Here is a 17,751-nt window from a genome sequence, read left to right as displayed (position 1 = left end):
ATGGAAAATTTCTGGAGCGTCTTCCGCGAATCCCTAGTGAACATGCTGAGCAAGCCGCTGTGGCTGATGATGGTGCTGTCGGTGGCGCTGACCACCTTGCCCTACGCCCACCGCACCATGAACGACCTGCCGGTGGCGGTGATCGACATGGACCACAGCGCCGTGTCCCGCGAGCTGGTGCGCCTGCTCGATGCCGCGCCGAAGATCGCCACCCTCGGCTACGACCAGTTGCCCGAGGCGCAGCACGACCTGGCCTGGCGCAAGCTGTTCGCCATCGTGGTGATCCCGCTGGACTTCGAGAAGCGCGTGCTGCGTGGCGAGTCGGTTACCGTGCCGATCTTCGGCGACGCCACCAACCGCATGGCCAACGGTCAGATCCAGCAGGACATCAGCGCCACCTACACCGAACTCTCGCTGCGCTACAACCGCGAGCGGCTGATGCGTAATGGCTTCTCCGAGACTCAGTCGAACGTCCTCCTGCAACCGGCGGTCGGCCAGCTCACCGACCTGTTCAACCCTGGCACCAGCTTCGCCGCCATCGTCCTGCCGGGGCTGGTGACGCTGATCCTGCAGCACAGCCTGCTGCTCTCCTGCACGCGGGTGAACCTCAACCTGCGCGGCGGCACCCCGCGTTCGCTGCGCCAGCCGACCTCCACGCGCTTCGGTCGCTACGCCGCGCAATTGCTGATCTGGACGGTGCTGGCGATGCTCTTCTACGTGATCTGGCCGTGGATGATGGGTTACCGGCAGACCGCCTCGTTCTTCATGCTGATGGGGCTGGTGCTGCCCTTCCTGCTGGCGGTGATCGCCATGAGCGAGTTCATCGCCGAGCTGCTGCCCTCGGAGGAGGCGGTCTACCTGACCATGACCTTCATCACCCTGCCGCTGTTCTACATGGCCGGCTTCACCTGGCCGCCGCAGGCCATGCCGCAGTGGGTGCAGCTGCTGGCTGACGCGATCCCATCCACCTGGGCGATCCGCGCGGTGGTGGAGATGAACCAGATGAACCTGCCGCTATCGGCGGTGGCGGACAGGATTCTCATCCTCTTTGCCATGGCCGCGGCTTATGGAGTGCTGGGTACACTGATCTACCAGTACCGCAACTGGCGCTGGGACCAGCTCAAGGGCTGGTAGAGCGCCCTTTCGTTATCGAGAAGGAGTTTCGATATGAAGCCGTGCCTGACCTGGCCACTGCTGCTGGCGAGTCTGCTCAGTGGCTGCGGGTCCTACCACACACTGCGCAGCGACGATGTCATGAGCGCCAGCGATCTGCGGCTCAAGGGTACCTATTGCGGGGCCATTCCGCGGGTGTACGGCGGCGTGGTCTGGGATGCCTGCCAACTGTACGGCGAGCCGCCGACTGATACGCCGAGCAAGACGCCGGATACGCCGGCCAACGCGACTATCGGCCCGCAGGTCCTGCCCGTGCTGGACATGGCTTTATCCGGCGTCGTCGATACCCTGGCCTTGCCCTATACCGTCTATCGCCAGAACCGCGATGGCAGTATCGAGTTGCGTAAGGATTGAGTGATGCATCCGCCGCCCAACGCGGGCGGTCATTCGTTGACAGGGAGTTGAACCATGATCGTTCGCTTGATGGTCGCGCTGCTGATCGTGGCTGGCATTGCGGGGTGCGGGTCGGTCCGGACGTTGTCCAGTGACAATGTCGCCAAGGTCGATGATCTGGAGCTCAAGGGAACTGCCTGCGGCGACACGCTGCCTCGGGTTTACGGTGGCGTGGTCTACAACATCTGCGTGTTGAGCGGCAATGGTCATGAGCGTGGTGGGCCGCTCTATCGTATTGGCCTGATGGAGTATCCGGCGCCCGTCATCGATATGGGCTTGTCCGCGGTGGCCGATACCCTGGTGCTGCCGTACACGCTGTACCGCCAGAATCGGGACGGCAGTATCCAGATGCTCCGAGAGTAGCCCGTCTAGAGTGAGTGTTTCGGATCATTCGAGGAGTGCTGTGATGAACCCATTGAATGGCAAGGTCGCGGTGATCACTGGCGCCGCCAGCGGCATTGGCAAGCAGATCGCCCTGACCCTGGCTCAGGCCGGGGCGGCAGTGGCCATCGCCGACCTGCAGCAGGACGCTGCCCAGCGCGTGGTGGATCAGATCGAAAACGCCGGCGGCAAGGCCTTGGCGGTAGCGATGGATGTCACCGACGAGCAGGCGGTGGGCAGTGGTATCGACCGGGTCGTCGCCACCTTCGGCAGCATCGACATCCTCGTCTCCAATGCCGGCATCCAGATCGTCAGTCCATTGCAGGACTTCGCCTTCGCCGACTGGAAGAAGATGCTCGCCATCCACCTCGACGGCGCCTTCCTCACCACCCGCGCCGCGCTGCGCCACATGTACCCGGCCAAACGCGGTGGCGTGGTGATCTACATGGGCTCGGTGCACTCCCATGAGGCGTCGCCGCTGAAGTCCGCCTACGTCACCGCCAAGCACGGACTGCTCGGCCTGGCGCGCACATTGGCGAAGGAGGGCGGGCCGCACGGCGTGCGTTCCCATGTGGTCTGCCCCGGCTTCGTGCGTACGCCGCTGGTGGAGAAGCAGATTCCCGAGCAGGCGAAGGAGCTGGGCATCAGCGAGGACGAGGTGGTGAAGAGGGTCATGCTCGGCGGCACCGTGGACGGCGAGTTCACCACCGTCGAGGATGTGGCGCAGACCGTGCTGTTCCTCGCCAGCTTCCCCTCGGCAGCGCTCACCGGGCAGTCGGTGCTGGTCAGCCATGGCTGGGGGATGCGCTGAGCGATTCCCGCAAGTTGCGCTTTTCGTAGGAGCGGATTCCGTCCGCGATCAAGCCTGTGAGACGCGGTTCGCGAGCAAGCTCGCTCCTGCAGGCAGTGCATCGTAGGGCCGAGGAGGCGCCCAGCCCTTGCTCGCGAACAGAATTCCCCCGCAGCGTCGACCGCACCTTGCCCACGGCCCTTGCCGTGATGGCCCGTCCATGGCATCTTTGCGCAAATGATAAGTTTTCGCATTTGAGGCTCTGTTTCACCCGGGCCGCGATGCAGGACGTTCGCGCGCAGGGGGCTCCCGTGACGTCAGCCACACAGCATTCACAGGTCGGCGAGCTCTATGCCGGTCATCACTCCTGGCTACTCGGCTGGCTCTATCGCCGCCTGGAATGTCGCCATCAGGCGGCGGACCTGGCCCAGGACACCTTCGTCCGCCTGCTCGGTCGCAGCGAACTCAAGGGACTGCACGAGCCCCGAGCCTTCCTCGCCACCGTCGCCCGTGGGCTGATGGTCGATCACTTCCGCCGCCAGAGCCTGGAACGTGCCTGGCTCGACAGCCTGGCGCAGCAGCCCGAGGCCGGAGCACCGTCCGCCGAGGAGCGGGCGATGGTGCTGGAGACCTTGATGGAAATCGACCGCCTGCTCGATGGTCTGCGCCCGGTCGTGCGCAGCGCCTTCCTGCTGTCGCAGCTGGATGGCCTGACTTATCCACAGATCGCCGAGCGCCTGGGCGTTTCCCTGAGTTCGGTGCAGCAGTACATGACCCAGGCCTTCGGCCATTGCTACCAGGCGCTCTATCCATGAACCGCAGCGGCACCCTCGATGTCGCTCCGCGTCTGGAGCATGCGGTGGTGGAGCAGGCCATCGGCTGGCGCGTGCGCCTGGCCTCCGGGCTGGCCGCGTCCGATGAGGTAGATGCCTGCCAGCGTTGGCGGGCGTCCGATCCGGCCCATGAGCAGGCCTGGCAGCGCCTGGAGTTCTTCGACGGGCGCCTGGGCGGCGTGGCACCGGCCGTGGCCAGCCGCTCGCTGCGTCGCGCGGCGGTCGATCCGGCGCGGCGGCGGGCCTTGAAGAGCCTGCTGCTGCTCGCCGGCAGCGCGGCGGTGGTGGGCAGCGGCAGCTTCGGCCTGCGCGATTCGCCCTGGCTGGCACAGCAGCGCACCTCGGTCGGCGAGCGCCGGCGCATTGCGCTGCCCGATGGCGGCTGGTTGCAGCTCAATACGGACAGCGCTGTGGATATCGTCTACGACCCACAGCAGCGCCGGGTGCGCCTGTACAGCGGCGAGATGCTGGTGCAGACCGCCCCGGACAGTGCACGCCGCACCTTCTGGGTGGACACGCCGCTGGGCCGTCTGCAGGCGCTGGGCACACGCTTCGCCGTGCGCCTGGATGGCAGCGATGCGCGGCTGTCCGTGCAGGAGGGCGCGGTGGCTGTCACGCCGGCACTGCGCGATGAGCCAGCCGAGGTGGTAGTTGCCGGCCGCCAGGTGCGCTTCGACCGCACGGGGCTGTATGGCGAGACGGCGCTGGATGCCGATTCGCTGGCCTGGAGCGACGGCTATCTGGTGGCACGGCAGTGGACGCTCGGCCGCTTGTGCGCCGAGTTGGCGCGCTACCGCCCCGGCGTGCTGCGCTGCGATCCGGAGGTGGCGAACCTGGCGATCTCCGGTGTGTTCCCGCTGGACCAGCCGGAGCAGGCCATCGCCGCCCTGCAACGTAGCCTGCCGGTACGGGCGCAGTACCGGACGCGCTGGTGGGTGAAGCTGGTGCCGTTGGCTTGAGTCCTTGGATTCCGGGGGCGTTGTTCCTGTAGGAGCGCCCCATGGGCGCGAATCGCGGGCATGGCCCGCTCCTACAGGTTCAAACCGCCTTGGGCAGCGGCGCGAACAGCGCGTCGATATCGGCGTCGTCGAGCTGCCAGTCGGAGCCGGTGCCTTCGAGGATGCCGGCGGCCAACGCCGCCTTGTCGCGTTGCAGCAGCTGGATCTTCTCTTCCACCGTGCCACGGGCGATCAGCTTGTAGACGAACACCGGCTTGTCCTGGCCAATGCGGTAGGCGCGGTCGCTGGCCTGGTTCTCGGCGGCCGGGTTCCACCAGGGGTCGTAGTGGATCACGGTGTCGGCGGCTGTCAGGTTCAGGCCTACACCGCCGGCCTTCAGGCTGATCAGGAACAGCGGCACGCGGCCTTCCTGGAAGTCCTTCACTGGCGCGCGGCGGTCGCGGGTGTCGCCAGTGAGCAGGGCGTATTCCAGGTTGCGCTCGGCCAGCGCCTCGCCGATCAGCGCGAGCATCGAGGTGAACTGCGAGAACACCAGTACGCGGCGGCCTTCGGCGAGCAGCTCTTCGAGCATGTCCAGCAGGTACACCAGCTTGCCCGAGGTCACCGCGCGCGCGGATTTGCCGGTGGGCGGCGGAGCCTCCTTGTTCACCAGACGGATGTCGCAGCACACCTGGCGCAGCTTCAGCAGCGCCTCGAGGATGATGATGCGGCTGCGTGCCAGGCCGCGTCGGGCGATCTCGTCGCGCACCTTGCGGTCCAGCGCCAGGCGCACGGTCTCGTAGAGGTCGCGCTGTGCCTCGCTGAGTTCGATGTGCTGGATAAACTCGCTCTTGGGCGGCAGTTCCGAGGCTACCTGTTCCTTGGTGCGGCGCAGCAGGAAGGGACGGATGCGCGCGGCCAGGTGGCTCAGGCGGCCCTGGTCGCCGTGGCGCTCGATGGGCGTGCGGTAGTCGATGGCGAACTGGCGGGCGTCGCCCAGCCAGCCGGGCAGCAGGAAGTGGAACAGCGACCACAGCTCGCCCAGGTGATTCTCCAGCGGCGTGCCGGTCAGGCACAGGCGGTTGCGCGCCTGCAGGTGGCGCGCGGCCTGGGCCGCCTTGGTGCCGGCGTTCTTGATGTTCTGCGCCTCGTCGAGGATCAGCAGGTGGTACTCGTGCTGCGCGAGCTTCTCCGCATCGCGCGGCAGCAGGGCGTAGGTGGTGAGGATCAGGTCGTGCTCGGTGATCCTGGCGAACGCCTTGCGCCGGCCGGCGCCGTGCAGGGCGAGCACGCGCAGGTCGGGGGTGAAGCGTTCGGCCTCGTCCAGCCAGTTGGGGATCAGGCTGGTGGGCATGATCACCAGCGCCGGGCTGGTCAGGCGCCCGGCCTGCTTCTCCAGCAGGATGTGGGCGAGGGATTGCAGCGTCTTGCCCAGGCCCATGTCGTCGGCGAGGATGCCGCTGGCGCCGACTTCGCGCAGGGTTTGCATCCAGCTCAGGCCTTCGTGCTGGTAGGCGCGCAGCTCGGCGTTGAGGCCCTCGGGAATCGCTGCCGGGCGCGCGCGGTAGTCGCGCAGGCGGTGGGCGATCTCGCGCAGCTGCTCGCCGCCTTCCCAGGCCAGCGGCAGCTCTTCCAGTTCGGAGAGGCGCGAGGCGTCGGCCGCGCCCATGCGCAGGCGGCGCACCGGCGGCAGGTCGCCGATGTAGAACTCCGACAGCGTGCCGAGCATCGGCTTGAGCTTGCCGAACGGCAGCGATACCCGCAGTGGGCGGTCCGAGGCGGTCTGCCAGGTATGGATCGGGTTGCGCCCGGCATCCAGGCGCAGCACCAGTTGTTCGTCGTCGGCGTGGCGGGCGAGGGCGGCCGGGTCGAGCAGCGCGGGCATGCGCCGGATCAGTTCGATCAGCGACGGCAGCAGGCTGATGCGGCGGCCGTCCACCTGGATGCCCAGTTCCAGGTCAAACCACTGGCGGTCCTCGGTTTCCTCGATCTCCGCGTACCAGTCTTCCACCGGCGAGATGTCGAAGACGAACTCCGGGCGCACGTCGATTTCCCAGCCCTGTTCGCGCAGCTGCAGCAGGCCTTCGCGCATGAACTCCTGCCAGGCGCTGTCGTCGGGCAGTTCGAACATTTCCCCAGCGCTGTCCTCCAGCGCATCGCTGCGCCGCATCGCCGGCTTGAAGCCCAGTTCGCGCAGGTCCAGGCGCCAGGCCTGTTCCAGCTCCAGCTGGCGGCTGACGCGCACGATCCGGTCATCGCGGAATACCCGGATCTCGCGGCCCGAGCGCGGGGTGACGCTGCCGGAGACCGGCATGTCGTCATACAGGAAGGCCAGCGCGGCGCGGTGCCGGGAGATGTTCTGCATGCGCCCGCTGCGCAGGTCGAAACCGCTGTGCACGTGGCTGCCCAGGGTCAGGCGTGGCCGTGGCGCGAATTCGTCGCGCTCCACGGCAGGCAGTGGAGATTCGGCGGGTGGCTTCATCCGAGTTTCCTTCCGGCGATCCAGCCGAGTACGCAAACGCCCGATGATACCGCGATTTTTCTCGCCTGGGCGCGGAAGGAAACCAGCGGTCAGTCAGCGGGCGAAGCGCTTGGCTCCGGCGACGCACAGCACCACGGCGACGGTGGCGCCGGCCATCAGCGGGCTGATCTGCTCGTGCAGCAGCAGGCCGGCCAGCGCCAGGCCGAAGAACGGCTGCAGCAATTGCAGCTGGCCGACCGCCGCGATGCCGCCGGTGGCCAGGCCGTGGTACCAGAAGAAGAAGCCGATCAGCATGCTGAACAGCGACACGTAGCCCAGACTCAGCCAGGCCGGCCAGCTGGCGCCGCTGAAGGTTTCCGGCTGGGTGTACCAGGCCAGCGGCAGCATCAGCGGCAGGGACAGCACCAGCACCCAGCAGATCACCTGCCAGCTGCCCAGGTGCCGGGCGATGCGCCCGCCTTCGGCGTAGCCCAGGCCACAGACGGCAATGGCGGCGAGCATCAGCAGGTCGCCGGTCAGATTGCCCGCGCCGCTCTGCGATAGCGCGAAGCCGGCCACCACGGCGCTGCCCAGCAGCGAGCACACCCAGAACGCCGGGCGTGGCTGTTCGCCGGCGCGCATCACGCCGAACAGCGCGGTGGCCAGCGGCAGCAGGCCGACGAAGACGATGGCGTGGGCCGAGTTGACGTGCTTGAGCGCCAGCGCGGTGAGCAGCGGGAAGCCGACCACCACGCCGCCGGCGACCACCAGCAGGGGGATCAGGTCCTTGCGCGCCGGCAGCTTCTGCCGCAGCAGGATCAGGATCGCCGCCGCCAGCAGGCCGGCGATGCTGGCGCGGGCGAGGGTGAGGAAGGTCGGGTCGAAGTCGGCCACCGCCACCCGCGTGGCCGGCAGCGAGCCGCTGAAGATGAGGACGCCGAGGAAGCCGCTGAGCCAGCCGCCGAGATTGCGGTTCATGGCGAGAGTGTTGTTCATGATGGTCCATCCAGCAGGAGAGCGAGCATCGAGGATGCGCCGGGACCCGCCGAGCGGCCAGTGACAGAAAGGTACAATTTTCGCAAACTGTCCGTAAATTATTCCGGTACACATTATCCTGGGCAGGTGAGGGCAGCATGGGCAGGCCAAAGAGCACGCGGGTCGATTCGGTGATGCACCATGTGCGCGAGCGCCTGGCTGCACGGGCGCTGGTGCCAGGGGAGCGGCTGCCGTCGATCCGCCAGTTGGCCGAACAGTTGGAGGTGTCCAAGACCACGGTGGTCGAGGCCTATGACCGCCTCGCTGCCGATGGAGTGATCGCCGCCCGGCGCGGCTCCGGCTTCTATGTCAGCGGCCATGCGCCGCCCCTGTCGCTGGCGGAGATCAGCCCGGCCCTGGACCGCAGCATCGATCCCCTGTGGATATCCCGTCAGTCGCTGGAAGCCGCCGACACCTCGCTCAAGCCTGGCTGCGGCTGGCTGCCGCCGTCCTGGTTGCCGGAAGACGAACTGCGCCGCGCGCTGCGACAGATCGCCCGGGCGCCGCAATCAAGCCTGCTGGAGTACGGCCGCCCCTACGGCCATTCCGGCCTGCGCGAGCAACTGGCGCGGCGCCTGGCGGATTACGGCGTGCCGGTCGGCCCGCAGCAGGTGGTGCTCACCGATAACGGTACGCAGGCCATCGACCTGGTCTGCCGCTTCCTGCTGGAGCCGGGCGATTGCGTACTGGTGGACGACCCTGGCTACTTCAACTTCCAGGCCCTGCTGCGTGCCCACCGCGTGCAGGTGATCGGCGTGCCCTATACGCCGACCGGGCCGGACGTGGCCGCCATGGCGAGCCTGCTGGAGCAGCACCGGCCGCGCCTGTACATCACCAATTCGGCCTTCCATAACCCCACCGGCGCGGTGCTTTCGCCGCTGGTCGCCCATCGCCTGCTGAAGCTGGCCGAGGTCCATGACCTGCTGATCGTCGAGGACGACATCTTCGGCGACTTCGAGCACGAGAGCGCGCCGCGCCTGTCGGCCTTCGACGGGCTGGAGCGGGTGATCCAGGTCGGCAGCTTCTCCAAGACGCTGTCGGCCTCGGTGCGCTGCGGCTACATCGCCACCAAGCCCGAATGGTGCGAGCGCCTGGTGGACCTGAAGCTGGCCACCAGCTTCGGCAACAGTCCGTTCAGCGCGGAAATGCTCCATGAGTTGCTGCGCAAGGGCAGCTACCGCCGGCATCTGGACAGCCTGCGCGCACGCCTCGCCGACGCCATGGGCGAGACGCTGCAGCGCCTGCGCGCGCTGGATATCCAGCCCTGGCTGGAGCCGCGCGGCGGGGTGTTCATCTGGGCCAGCCTGCCGGGCGGGCTGGATGCCGCCGAGGTGTCCCGCGCGGCGCTGGCGGACAACCTGGTGCTGGCGCCGGGCAACGTCTTCAGCCTCAGCCAGAGCGCCACCGGCTTCCTGCGCTTCAACGTCGCCCAGTGCCTGTCGCCACGGGTGTTCGAGGGGCTGGAACGGGCCATGGACGCGGCGCGCACGCGCTGACAGAAAAATTTTTTAGATCGGCCTGCAGGTTTTGCTTCGTCGTTCGGCCTCTGTGCAGTCCCGCTTGATCTGCACAAGGAAATTCCATGCCCGCCGTCCCCACCGCGCGCCAGCGTCCGCTGTCTCACGCCCTGCGCATCGCCGCGCTCGGCCTGGCCGCCAGCCTGCCGCTGCTCCTGCCTTGCTCTTCCGTCCTGGCCGCGTCCTCCGCGCAGCACTTCAGCGTACCCGCCGGCAGCCTGGAGGATGCGCTGAATGCCTACGCGCGTCAGGCCGGCGTGCTGCTGAGCTTCGATCCGGCGCTGACCCGTGGCCTCGGCAGCCAGGGGCTGGCTGGCGACTATTCGGTGGACGCCGGGTTTGCCGTGCTGCTGTCCGGCAGCGGCTTGTCCGCCGAGGCCAGCGCAGACGGCAGCTACCGTCTGCAACGCAGTGCCACCGAAGGCGCGCTGGAAATGAACGCACAGACCATTACGGGCCAGACGGAGGAAGACCCCAAGGGCCCGGTGCAGGGCTACGTGGCCAGGCGCAGCGTTACCGCGACCAAGACCGATACGCCGATCCACGAGACGCCGCAGTCCATCTCCGTGGTGACCCGCGAGCGCATGGAGGCCCAGGCCGTGCACTCGGTGAACGAGGCGTTGCGCTACACGCCGGGCGTGTCGTCCTACGGCTCCAACAACCGCTCGGACTGGTACACCGTGATTCGCGGCTTTTCGCCCACCACCTACCAGGACGGCCTGCAGCTGCCCAACACCATCAACCTCGCCAGCTGGATGGTCGACCCTTACATGCTGGAGCGCGTCGAAGTACTGCGCGGCCCGGCCGGCGTGCTCTACGGCCAGGGCGATCCGGGCGGGGTGATCAACCAGGTGTCGAAGCGCCCGAGCCCCATCGCCAGCCACGAAATCCAGGTGCAGTACGGCAGTGACGCGCGCAAGCAACTGGGCCTCGACAGCACTGGCGCGCTGGATGACGCCGGGGTGTGGAGCTACCGCGTGGTGATGGTCGGCCACGAGGGCGACATCCGCGATACACCCTGGGAAGACAAGCGCCTGGCCCTGGCACCGTCTCTGAGCTGGCAGCCGGACGAGGATACCCGCCTGACCGTCATGGCCAGCTACCTGAAGGACGACACCAACGCCCAGGACAACTTCCTGCCGGCGGTGGGCACGGTGGAACACAGCCCCTACGGCAGGATCCGCCGCAGCCTGTTCACCGGCGACAAGCATTTCTCCAGGTACGAGAAGGAGCAATACAGCCTCGGCTACGAGTTCGAGACGCGTCTGAACGACGTCTGGCAGATTCGCCAGAACCTGCGTTACGCCCATCTCGATCTGAACGACAACATGGTCTACGGCGTCGGCACCACCGGCTACTGGGGCATGGAAGGCGGCGACGACCGCACACTGCTGCGCTATGCCGGTATCGAGAACCCCGAATACACCCGCTGGACCCTGGACAACCAGGCCCAGGCTGACTTCAACACCGGCTGGCTACGCCACACCCTGCTGCTCGGCCTGGACTGGCAACGGCAGAAGACCGAGGACCCGCAGGCCTACGTGCTGACCACGCCGCTGGACCTCTACGGCGGCCCGTCCTACGGCCCGGTGGACCCGTCCGCCTTCACCCCGGACGACTGGACCTACACTGACCAGATCCAGCGCCAGACCGGCCTGTACCTGCAGGACCAACTGCACTTCGACGACCACTGGGTGCTGTCCCTGGGCGGCCGCTACGACTGGGCCAGTTCCACCACCGACACCCGCAGCACGACGAGCAGCAGCCATGCCAGCCAGAAGGACGAAGCCTTCAGCGGCCGGGTCGGACTGGTCTATCTCGCCGACAACGGCCTGGCGCCCTACGTCAGCTACAGCGAGGGCTTCACGCCCAATGCCGGCACCGACTACTACGGCAAACCCTTCGACCCGACCAAGGCCAGGCAGTACGAGGCGGGCGTGAAGTTCCAGCCCACGGGCTCGGACAGCTCGGTGACCGCCGCGGTGTTCGAGATCACCCAGCGCGACGTGGTCACCCCCGATCCGGACCCGAGCCACGTCAACAGCAACGTGCAGACCGGCGAGGTGCGTTCCCGTGGCCTGGAGCTGGAGGGCGTGGCGAGCCTCAGCGACGCGCTGAACCTGGTCGCGACCTACACCTACCAGGACGTGAAGATCACCCAGGCCAATGACGCCAGCGACGGCAAGACGCCGGTCAGCATCCCGACCCCGCGCAACCTGGCCTCGCTGTGGGCCGACTACACATTGCGCGACGGCGAGCTGAAGGGGCTCGGATTCGCCGCCGGTGCCCGCTACAACGGCCGCAGCCCGGGGGCCCCGGACAACTCGCTGAACGTGCCCAGTTACACCCTGCTCGACGCCGCCGTGCACTACGAGACCGGCCCCTGGCGCTTCGCGGTCAACGCCACCAACCTCACCGACCGCGAGTACATCGCCGGCTGCTACGACGCCACCCGCTGCATCTACGGCAACGGTCGCATCGTCACCGGGACCGCGACCTACCGCTGGTAAGCAGGCAGCCCGACATGGCGATCTGCCACGGCTCCAGCTATGTGGATGTGTATGTGGGACGGGCTGTAGGGATTTTGAACGGTCGTACGTGTTGATCGGAAAGAGATGACTTCACGGGCAAAAAGAGTGGATAAGTCGGGCGGCTGCGAGGCTCTAGGATAATCGCTTCAGCGCCCCGGCTACGGGTACCTCGGGGTGATAACGATGATTAGAAAACTGAGGATTTTCCATGGCCCAGCCGTGCCAGCTGTATCTGAAGGTCGCCATCAGCCGACCGAATCTCGAGGCTTTCCTGCACAGCGAGGCGGACTCGGCGGCCTGCTTCGACGACTTCGAGCAATGGCTCGATATCAACCGGCGTTGGCGAGGAAACATGACCTGGAACGAGCTGTGCGAACTGGGGCAGGGCACCACGGCGCAGGCCTGGGTCGACGGCTGGAGCCGGCACCTGCGCTCGCCGGCCTGGAACCACTATGACGAGGCGACCCAGGCCTGGACCCTGGCGGTACTGGAATTCGCCGAAAGCCGCGAGTGGGTGATCGGTGCGCTCAACGTGCTGCGGCGGATCGCCGATTTCAAGGACCTGCCAGGGCCGGATCATCTGCTGATCTACGAATACCTGTTCGAGCAGGGCAATGTGGTCGCCGCCGTGGAGCTGCTTCCTGGCCAGTCACGCATTCTGCCGCATGATCCACCGGCGGGACTCACCGTCGAAGCCGACCGGGTAATGGGGCGCCTGCTGCGGGCCATGGACGTCAGCGGGGCCTATGCTGTGCAGCGGATAGCCGACACAGCTGCTGACAAAGATACCGACTGATTTCTTTTAATTGAGAAGCAATATCATATAATTCTGCTTTTCAATCACGCCTCCAGGGAACCGCCCGGGAGGCTTCGCAGGATTCACCCGCATGTCTGCTTCTCCGCGCTCCCAAGGCTGGAGCGGTACCCAGGCCGGCGCCATCACCGCGCGCATCCTGAGCGCCGTGGTCGGCGGTTACGCCCTGGCCTACAGCGCCACGGCCTTCCTCAGTGTCTACCTGCCGATGTCGCGTCCGGACCGCGTGTCCCTGGCCAGCCTGGCCTGCTTCATCGTCTGGGTCGCGGCGATCCTCTACGCCTTTGGTGCTCGCAGCCCCTGGCGTGCCGTCTGGGTGCCGGCAGCGCTGAGCCTCGTGCTCGGGCTGGCGGCTTTTCTTCCCGCCGGTTATGGAGTGCGCCCATGAGCCTGCGCCAATCCATGTCCGGGCTGCACACCTGGAGTGGCCTGCTGGTCAGCTGGGTTCTGTTCGTGGTGCTGTTCTCCGGCACCCTCGCGGTGTTCGACAAGGAGCTGACCCGCTGGATGCTGCCGCAACTGCAGCCGCTGGAGTCGATCCAGGTGGGCGCCGACCAGGTCCGCGACCTGATCGTCGAACGCGCGCCCCGGACCCATGGTTACTGGATGCTGCCGCCGAGCGAGCGCATGCCTTATTGGACCGCGGGCTGGGAGCCGGAAGGCGTGGGCGAGTTCCAGTCCTTCCTGGTCGATGCGCGGAGCGGCGAGGTGCTGCCGCGCACCGTCGGCGGCAACTTCTTCTTCGAGCTGCACTACGAACTGCATGGCGGCATCATCGGGCTTTACGTGGTCGGCGTGGCCGGCCTGTTCATGCTGGTGGCGCTGGTCAGCGGGGTGATAGTGCACCGGCGCATCTTCAAGGACTTCTTCACCCTGCGGCCGAAGGCTGCCAGGCAGCGTGCCTGGCTCGATGCGCACAATGTGCTGGGCGTACTCGGCCTGCCGTTCCACCTGCTGATGGCCTACACGGGGCTGGCGATCTTCATCACCTTCTATATGACCGCCGGCATCCAGGCCGCCTACAAGAACGACATGGAGCGCTTCGAGCATGAAGTACAGGGGGCTTTCGAGCGCGAGGAGCTGGGCAAGCCGGCCAAGCCGCCGAAGTCCATCGATCGCATGATCCTCAAGGCGCGCGAGGCCTGGGGCGACGACAGCGCCGTAGGCTGGATCAACGTCGAGCATCCCAATGACGCCGCGGCGATGGTCCAGGTGCGCCGGGCGGTGGACCGCAGCATGGTGAACGACCAGCGCACGGTGTCGTTCGACTCCGGCACCGGCGCGCTGCTGCATGTGCAGCCGCCCTATACCCCCGGCTATCACACCTACGCCTGGCTGACCGGGCTGCACATGGCGCAGTTCGGCAATCATCTGCTGCGGGTGATGTATTTCGTCCTCGGCCTGGTGGGATGCGCCATGGTCTTCGGTGGGCTGCAGGTCTGGGTGAGCAAGCGCGAGGCGCGCAGCCACCGGGGCGTAGCAGTGGTGCGGGTACTCAATGGCGCGGTGTGCGGCGGCCTGCCGTTGGCCTCGCTGGCGCTGTTGGCGGCGTCGCGACTGCTGCCGGCCGGGATGATAGGCCGTGAGCGCTGGGAGGCGACGGCGTTCGTGGTGGCCTGGCTGCTGGCGCTGGCCCATGCGCTGTGGCGTCGCGGCGGGCGGGGCATGGCTCGCGAGCAGTGCGGCGCGCTGGCCGCGTTGGCACTGTTGCTGCCGGTACTTGGCCTGTTCGGGCCCGAGCCCGGCCGACTGACAACCCGTATCGCCGAGGGTGACTGGTTGATGGCGGGTGTCGAGCTTGGTTTTCTGGTGACGGGCGTACTGTGCGCCTTCCTGGCCTGGTGCCTGGGCCGGGAACGCGCCGAGCCCGTGCGTGTGCGTCGTGGCCGTACCGAGGAGTTCGCCTGATGTTACTGGTTTTTGGTCTCAACCTGCTGGCATTGGCGGCGGCCTGCCTGTCGCTCGCTCGGCATCACCGGGATCTGTTCGGAAGTGCGCCGTCGGATGTCCGTGTGCTTCTGTTGCGGAGTGTCGCGCTGGTGGATGGTGCGTTGGCGTTGGCCTTTGCGATTCACCGCATGGGGATTGAGCTAGGTGTCGTGTATTGGGCGTGCCTGTTGATGATTGCGGGTGCGGCTCTTGTACTCTTGCTGGCCTGGCGGCCGCGTTGGACGTTGCCAACGGCGGCGGTGATGCCGGTGATTGGCGGGGTTTTGGCGGTGATAGGCTGACGCTGGCCTGATCGGCTGATCGCGGACGGAGTCCGCTCCTACGCACGCGCAATGCACAGGTGTTCCCCTGTGAAAATGAATTCATCCGCGAGGGATTTCGCGGACAAGGTCCGCTCCTACGGGGACGGCCCCCATGCTCTGGCTTTAGCTCTTGAGGACTTCCAGAGAAACATCCGCGCACTCCGGGCGCCCCTTCAGGAGGCCGAGTGGAATCGGAGTTTCAGGGGTTGAGCGGCATGGATGCCGCGAGAGCGTCGTTGGGCCAGGGGTGGCCCGTCGACGCGTGCCCCTGAAACTTCGATGGAGCGAGGGGAGTCCCGCGAAGCGGGACCCGGATGCAGGGGCAAGCCTTCTTGGTTACTTCTTCGGCGTTTGGAAGAAGTAACTCGCCCGAGGGGGCGAAATAAAATCCCTCAGTACACGCCGAAGCGGCGCAGAAACACCTAACCTCGATACGGCGGATAACGCCAGAGGCGTTATTCGCCCTACAAAGAACATCGCGAACGGAGTCCGCTCCTACGGGGCGCTCGTTCGCCGTAGAGCGGGCACATCTGCCATGTGCATGTAATGCACATGGAAATGCGGCTGGCGCCTCACTCCTCAAACGCCGCCCGATACTCCCCCGGCGTCCCACCCACCACCGACCGGAACCGGTTGGCGAAATGACTGGCACTGGAGAACCCGCACGCCAGCGCCACCTGTGCCAACGGCTGCCGGGTATCGCGCAGCAGGTGCTGCGCCAGGGCCACGCGGCGGGCCAGCACGTACTGGTGCGGCGGCATCCCGAAGCTTTCGCGGAACATCCGCGCGAAGTGGTATTCCGACAGCGCCGTCTGCATCGCCAGTTCGCCGAGAGACAACGGCTGGTCCAGGCGCTGCTCGATGTACTCGGCCACCCGCCGACGCATCGTCGGCGCCAGGCCCCCCTTGAGCTTCAGCCCCTCGCGCAACCCCACCTGGTTGAGCAACAGGTGGTCGATCAGCTCGTGGGCCACGCTGCTGGTGCGGATGCGCTCGCCCGGCTCCTGCCAGTCCAGCTTGACCAGCTGGCGGAAACGCGCGGCCTGCTGCGGATCGTCGAGAAAGGTCCGTTCGTGCAGTTGCAGCTCGCGCGGCTCGCGGTCCAGCAGGCGAATGCAGCCGAGGGCGAACTGTTCCTGGCCGATGTACAGGTGGGCCAGTCGGATGTCGCCGTTGACGATCCAGGCCGACTCGGAGCCGGCGGGCATCACGCACAACTTGTCCGGCGCGCCCTTGCTGCCCGGCGCGCCGCGGCGGAAGGTGCCGGTGCCGTCATTGAGGTAGCACGACAGCGTGTGGTGGCTGGGCGCGTGGTAGTCGCGGGCGTCGTGGCTGTTGCTCCAGATCGCCGCCGACAGCCCGTCGCCCAACTCGGCGCAACGCTCCAGGCGGGCGTTGGGCGACGAGTTCATCGACTGGAAGACTTCGAGTGCTTCGATGGCGGTCATGGACGTTCCTCTGTTGCGTCCAACTCTACCCGCGCGGGCGCGCGTTGCCAGCCCGGTTGTCGCAATAAGCGCAAGAATCTGCAAGCCGGCGCCGGGGCAGGGCGGGAGACTGTTTCCCTGCCACCCGGAGACCGTCATGAACCTCTCGCTCTACCTGCTCACCGTACTCATCTGGGGCACCACCTGGATCGCCATCAAGCTGCAGGTCGGCGTGGTCGCCATTCCGCTGTCCATCGCCTACCGCTTCAGCCTGGCGGCGCTGGTGCTGTTCGCCCTGCTGCTGCTCTCGCGACGCCTGCAGCCGCTCGGCCGGCGCGGTCAGGCGATCTGCCTGGCGCAGGGGTTGTGCCTGTTCTGCGTGAACTTCCTGTGCTTCTACACCGCCAGCCAGTGGGTGCCCAGCGGGCTGATCGCCGTGGTGTTCTCCACCGCCACCCTGTGGAATGCGCTCAACGCACGGATCTTCTTCGGCCAGCGCATCGCGCCGAACGTGCTGGCGGGGGGCGCCCTGGGACTGGCGGGGCTGGTGCTGCTGTTCTGGCCGGAACTGTCCCGCCACAGTGCCGGCCGCGAGACCTACTACGGACTGGGCCTGGCCCTCGCCGGCACCCTCTGCTTTTCGGCGGGCAACCTGCTGTCCAGCCTGCAGCAGAAAGCCGGGTTGCGCCCGCTGTCGACCAACGCCTGGGGCATGCTCTATGGCTCGCTGATCCTGCTGGCGATCTGCCTGGTGCAGGGCGTGCCCTTGACCTTCGATACCAGCAGCCAGTACGTCGGCTCGCTGCTGTACCTGGCAATTCCCGGTTCGGTGATCGGCTTCACCGCCTACCTCACCCTGGTCGGGCGCATGGGGCCGGAGCGCGCCGCCTACTGCACCGTGCTGTTCCCGGTGGTGGCGCTGAATGTTTCGGCCTTCGCCGAAGGCTACCAGTGGAGCCTGCCGGCGCTCGCCGGGCTGGGGCTGGTGATGGCGGGGAACGTGCTGGTGTTCCGCAAGCCCAGGCCGGCGTTGCAGCCCGCGCGGGTGTGAGGGCTTGGTCGGTGCGAGGAGGACGCTCAGGCCTGCTCACGCACCGGCTGCGGCGGAGCTCGTTCGTCAGCGAACCGCTATACATGCCTGGAACGAGCTGCTCCGTTCTGAAAGGCGTTGCGCTCAGCGTTCAACCGCATTTTCTGGTCACGTTA

The 17,751-nt window shown here is 66.9% G+C and carries 16 protein-coding genes; 13 read left to right on the top strand and 3 right to left on the bottom strand.

Going from position 1 to position 17,751, the window contains the following annotated elements:
* The 6 genes from J5M67_RS13900 to J5M67_RS13875 all read left to right on the top strand — a co-directional run bounded on the left by J5M67_RS13900 (position 1) and on the right by J5M67_RS13875 (position 4,529).
* A complete protein-coding gene (locus J5M67_RS13900; RefSeq protein ID WP_207885918.1) occupies positions 1 to 1,134 on the top strand; it encodes an ABC transporter permease in 1,134 nt (377 codons plus the stop codon).
* A gap of 33 nt (positions 1,135 to 1,167) precedes the next feature.
* Positions 1,168 to 1,527: a YceK/YidQ family lipoprotein gene (locus J5M67_RS13895; protein WP_207885917.1), complete on the top strand. Its 360-nt coding sequence runs from the start codon at positions 1,168 to 1,170 to the stop codon at positions 1,525 to 1,527.
* A 54-nt stretch (positions 1,528 to 1,581) separates the two neighbouring features.
* Entirely contained in the window at positions 1,582 to 1,929 is a 348-nt protein-coding gene (locus tag J5M67_RS13890) for a YceK/YidQ family lipoprotein (RefSeq protein WP_207885916.1), read from the top strand.
* Positions 1,930 to 1,972: 43 nt separating this feature from the next.
* Complete coding sequence (locus J5M67_RS13885) at positions 1,973 to 2,758, top strand: 3-hydroxybutyrate dehydrogenase (RefSeq protein ID WP_207885915.1); 786 nt, start codon at positions 1,973 to 1,975, stop codon at positions 2,756 to 2,758.
* Positions 2,759 to 3,048: 290 nt separating this feature from the next.
* Positions 3,049 to 3,552: a sigma-70 family RNA polymerase sigma factor gene (locus tag J5M67_RS13880; protein ID WP_368735930.1), complete on the top strand. Its 504-nt coding sequence runs from the start codon at positions 3,049 to 3,051 to the stop codon at positions 3,550 to 3,552.
* Positions 3,549 to 4,529 carry a FecR domain-containing protein gene (locus J5M67_RS13875; protein ID WP_207885913.1) on the top strand — a complete coding sequence of 327 codons (981 nt, stop codon included), beginning with the start codon at positions 3,549 to 3,551 and terminating at the stop codon, positions 4,527 to 4,529. The genes J5M67_RS13880 and J5M67_RS13875 overlap by 4 nt, the downstream gene beginning before the upstream one ends.
* Before the next feature lie 79 nt (positions 4,530 to 4,608).
* Here J5M67_RS13875 and J5M67_RS13870 read toward each other — a convergent pair whose 3' ends face one another.
* Both J5M67_RS13870 and J5M67_RS13865 read right to left on the bottom strand, forming a co-directional pair.
* Positions 4,609 to 6,639 (bottom strand): DEAD/DEAH box helicase, encoded by a 2,031-nt coding sequence (locus tag J5M67_RS13870; protein ID WP_207886090.1) that lies wholly within the window; start codon positions 6,637 to 6,639, stop codon positions 4,609 to 4,611.
* A 444-nt stretch (positions 6,640 to 7,083) separates the two neighbouring features.
* The gene (locus J5M67_RS13865; protein ID WP_243434664.1) at positions 7,084 to 7,965 is read right to left on the bottom strand and encodes a DMT family transporter; all 882 of its coding nucleotides are present in this window, start codon (positions 7,963 to 7,965) and stop codon (positions 7,084 to 7,086) included.
* Between the two features lie 137 nt (positions 7,966 to 8,102).
* On the opposite strand from J5M67_RS13865, the gene J5M67_RS13860 reads away from it, so the two are divergent.
* The 6 genes from J5M67_RS13860 (at position 8,103) to J5M67_RS13835 (ending at position 15,097) form a co-directional block, all read left to right on the top strand.
* A complete protein-coding gene (locus J5M67_RS13860) occupies positions 8,103 to 9,500 on the top strand; it encodes a PLP-dependent aminotransferase family protein (RefSeq protein ID WP_207885912.1) in 1,398 nt (465 codons plus the stop codon).
* Between the two features lie 86 nt (positions 9,501 to 9,586).
* Entirely contained in the window at positions 9,587 to 12,031 is a 2,445-nt protein-coding gene (locus tag J5M67_RS13855; RefSeq protein WP_207885911.1) for a TonB-dependent siderophore receptor, read from the top strand.
* Between the two features lie 229 nt (positions 12,032 to 12,260).
* On the top strand, positions 12,261 to 12,848 hold the full coding sequence (locus J5M67_RS13850) for a hypothetical protein (protein ID WP_207885910.1): 588 nt from the start codon (positions 12,261 to 12,263) through the stop codon (positions 12,846 to 12,848).
* 91 nt (positions 12,849 to 12,939) lie between these two features.
* Positions 12,940 to 13,254: a DUF3649 domain-containing protein gene (locus J5M67_RS13845; protein ID WP_207885909.1), complete on the top strand. Its 315-nt coding sequence runs from the start codon at positions 12,940 to 12,942 to the stop codon at positions 13,252 to 13,254.
* Positions 13,251 to 14,774 (top strand): PepSY domain-containing protein, encoded by a 1,524-nt coding sequence (locus J5M67_RS13840; RefSeq protein ID WP_207885908.1) that lies wholly within the window; start codon positions 13,251 to 13,253, stop codon positions 14,772 to 14,774. Before J5M67_RS13845 ends, J5M67_RS13840 begins: the two co-directional genes overlap by 4 nt.
* On the top strand, positions 14,774 to 15,097 hold the full coding sequence (locus tag J5M67_RS13835; protein ID WP_207885907.1) for a DUF3325 domain-containing protein: 324 nt from the start codon (positions 14,774 to 14,776) through the stop codon (positions 15,095 to 15,097). The genes J5M67_RS13840 and J5M67_RS13835 overlap by 1 nt, the downstream gene beginning before the upstream one ends.
* Positions 15,098 to 15,690: 593 nt before the next feature.
* On the opposite strand, the gene J5M67_RS13830 is transcribed toward J5M67_RS13835, so the two are convergent.
* A complete protein-coding gene (locus J5M67_RS13830) occupies positions 15,691 to 16,566 on the bottom strand; it encodes a helix-turn-helix domain-containing protein (protein WP_207885906.1) in 876 nt (291 codons plus the stop codon).
* A 136-nt stretch (positions 16,567 to 16,702) separates the two neighbouring features.
* Between J5M67_RS13830 and J5M67_RS13825 the strand changes: the two genes are divergently transcribed.
* Positions 16,703 to 17,596 carry a DMT family transporter gene (locus J5M67_RS13825; RefSeq protein WP_207885905.1) on the top strand — a complete coding sequence of 298 codons (894 nt, stop codon included), beginning with the start codon at positions 16,703 to 16,705 and terminating at the stop codon, positions 17,594 to 17,596.
* The last annotated feature ends 155 nt before the right edge of the window (positions 17,597 to 17,751 follow it).

It is taken from the genome of Pseudomonas sp. 30_B (assembly GCF_017491605.1).
Lineage (GTDB): Bacteria > Pseudomonadota > Gammaproteobacteria > Pseudomonadales > Pseudomonadaceae > Pseudomonas.
This window is presented reverse-complemented; position numbering and strand designations above follow the sequence as displayed.

Coding starts and splice junctions, on each gene's coding strand:
- J5M67_RS13840 (WP_207885908.1), top strand. CDS start 13,251: ATGAGCCTGCGCCAATCCATGTCCGGGCTGCACACCTGGAGTGGCCTG.
- J5M67_RS13835 (WP_207885907.1), top strand. CDS start 14,774: ATGTTACTGGTTTTTGGTCTCAACCTGCTGGCATTGGCGGCGGCCTGC.
- J5M67_RS13850 (WP_207885910.1), top strand. CDS start 12,261: ATGGCCCAGCCGTGCCAGCTGTATCTGAAGGTCGCCATCAGCCGACCG.
- J5M67_RS13900 (WP_207885918.1), top strand. CDS start 1: ATGGAAAATTTCTGGAGCGTCTTCCGCGAATCCCTAGTGAACATGCTG.
- J5M67_RS13890 (WP_207885916.1), top strand. CDS start 1,582: ATGATCGTTCGCTTGATGGTCGCGCTGCTGATCGTGGCTGGCATTGCG.
- J5M67_RS13860 (WP_207885912.1), top strand. CDS start 8,103: ATGGGCAGGCCAAAGAGCACGCGGGTCGATTCGGTGATGCACCATGTG.
- J5M67_RS13845 (WP_207885909.1), top strand. CDS start 12,940: ATGTCTGCTTCTCCGCGCTCCCAAGGCTGGAGCGGTACCCAGGCCGGC.
- J5M67_RS13830 (WP_207885906.1), bottom strand. CDS start 16,566: ATGACCGCCATCGAAGCACTCGAAGTCTTCCAGTCGATGAACTCGTCG.
- J5M67_RS13870 (WP_207886090.1), bottom strand. CDS start 6,639: ATGTTCGAACTGCCCGACGACAGCGCCTGGCAGGAGTTCATGCGCGAA.
- J5M67_RS13865 (WP_243434664.1), bottom strand. CDS start 7,965: ATGAACAACACTCTCGCCATGAACCGCAATCTCGGCGGCTGGCTCAGC.
- J5M67_RS13895 (WP_207885917.1), top strand. CDS start 1,168: ATGAAGCCGTGCCTGACCTGGCCACTGCTGCTGGCGAGTCTGCTCAGT.
- J5M67_RS13885 (WP_207885915.1), top strand. CDS start 1,973: ATGAACCCATTGAATGGCAAGGTCGCGGTGATCACTGGCGCCGCCAGC.
- J5M67_RS13875 (WP_207885913.1), top strand. CDS start 3,549: ATGAACCGCAGCGGCACCCTCGATGTCGCTCCGCGTCTGGAGCATGCG.
- J5M67_RS13825 (WP_207885905.1), top strand. CDS start 16,703: ATGAACCTCTCGCTCTACCTGCTCACCGTACTCATCTGGGGCACCACC.
- J5M67_RS13855 (WP_207885911.1), top strand. CDS start 9,587: ATGCCCGCCGTCCCCACCGCGCGCCAGCGTCCGCTGTCTCACGCCCTG.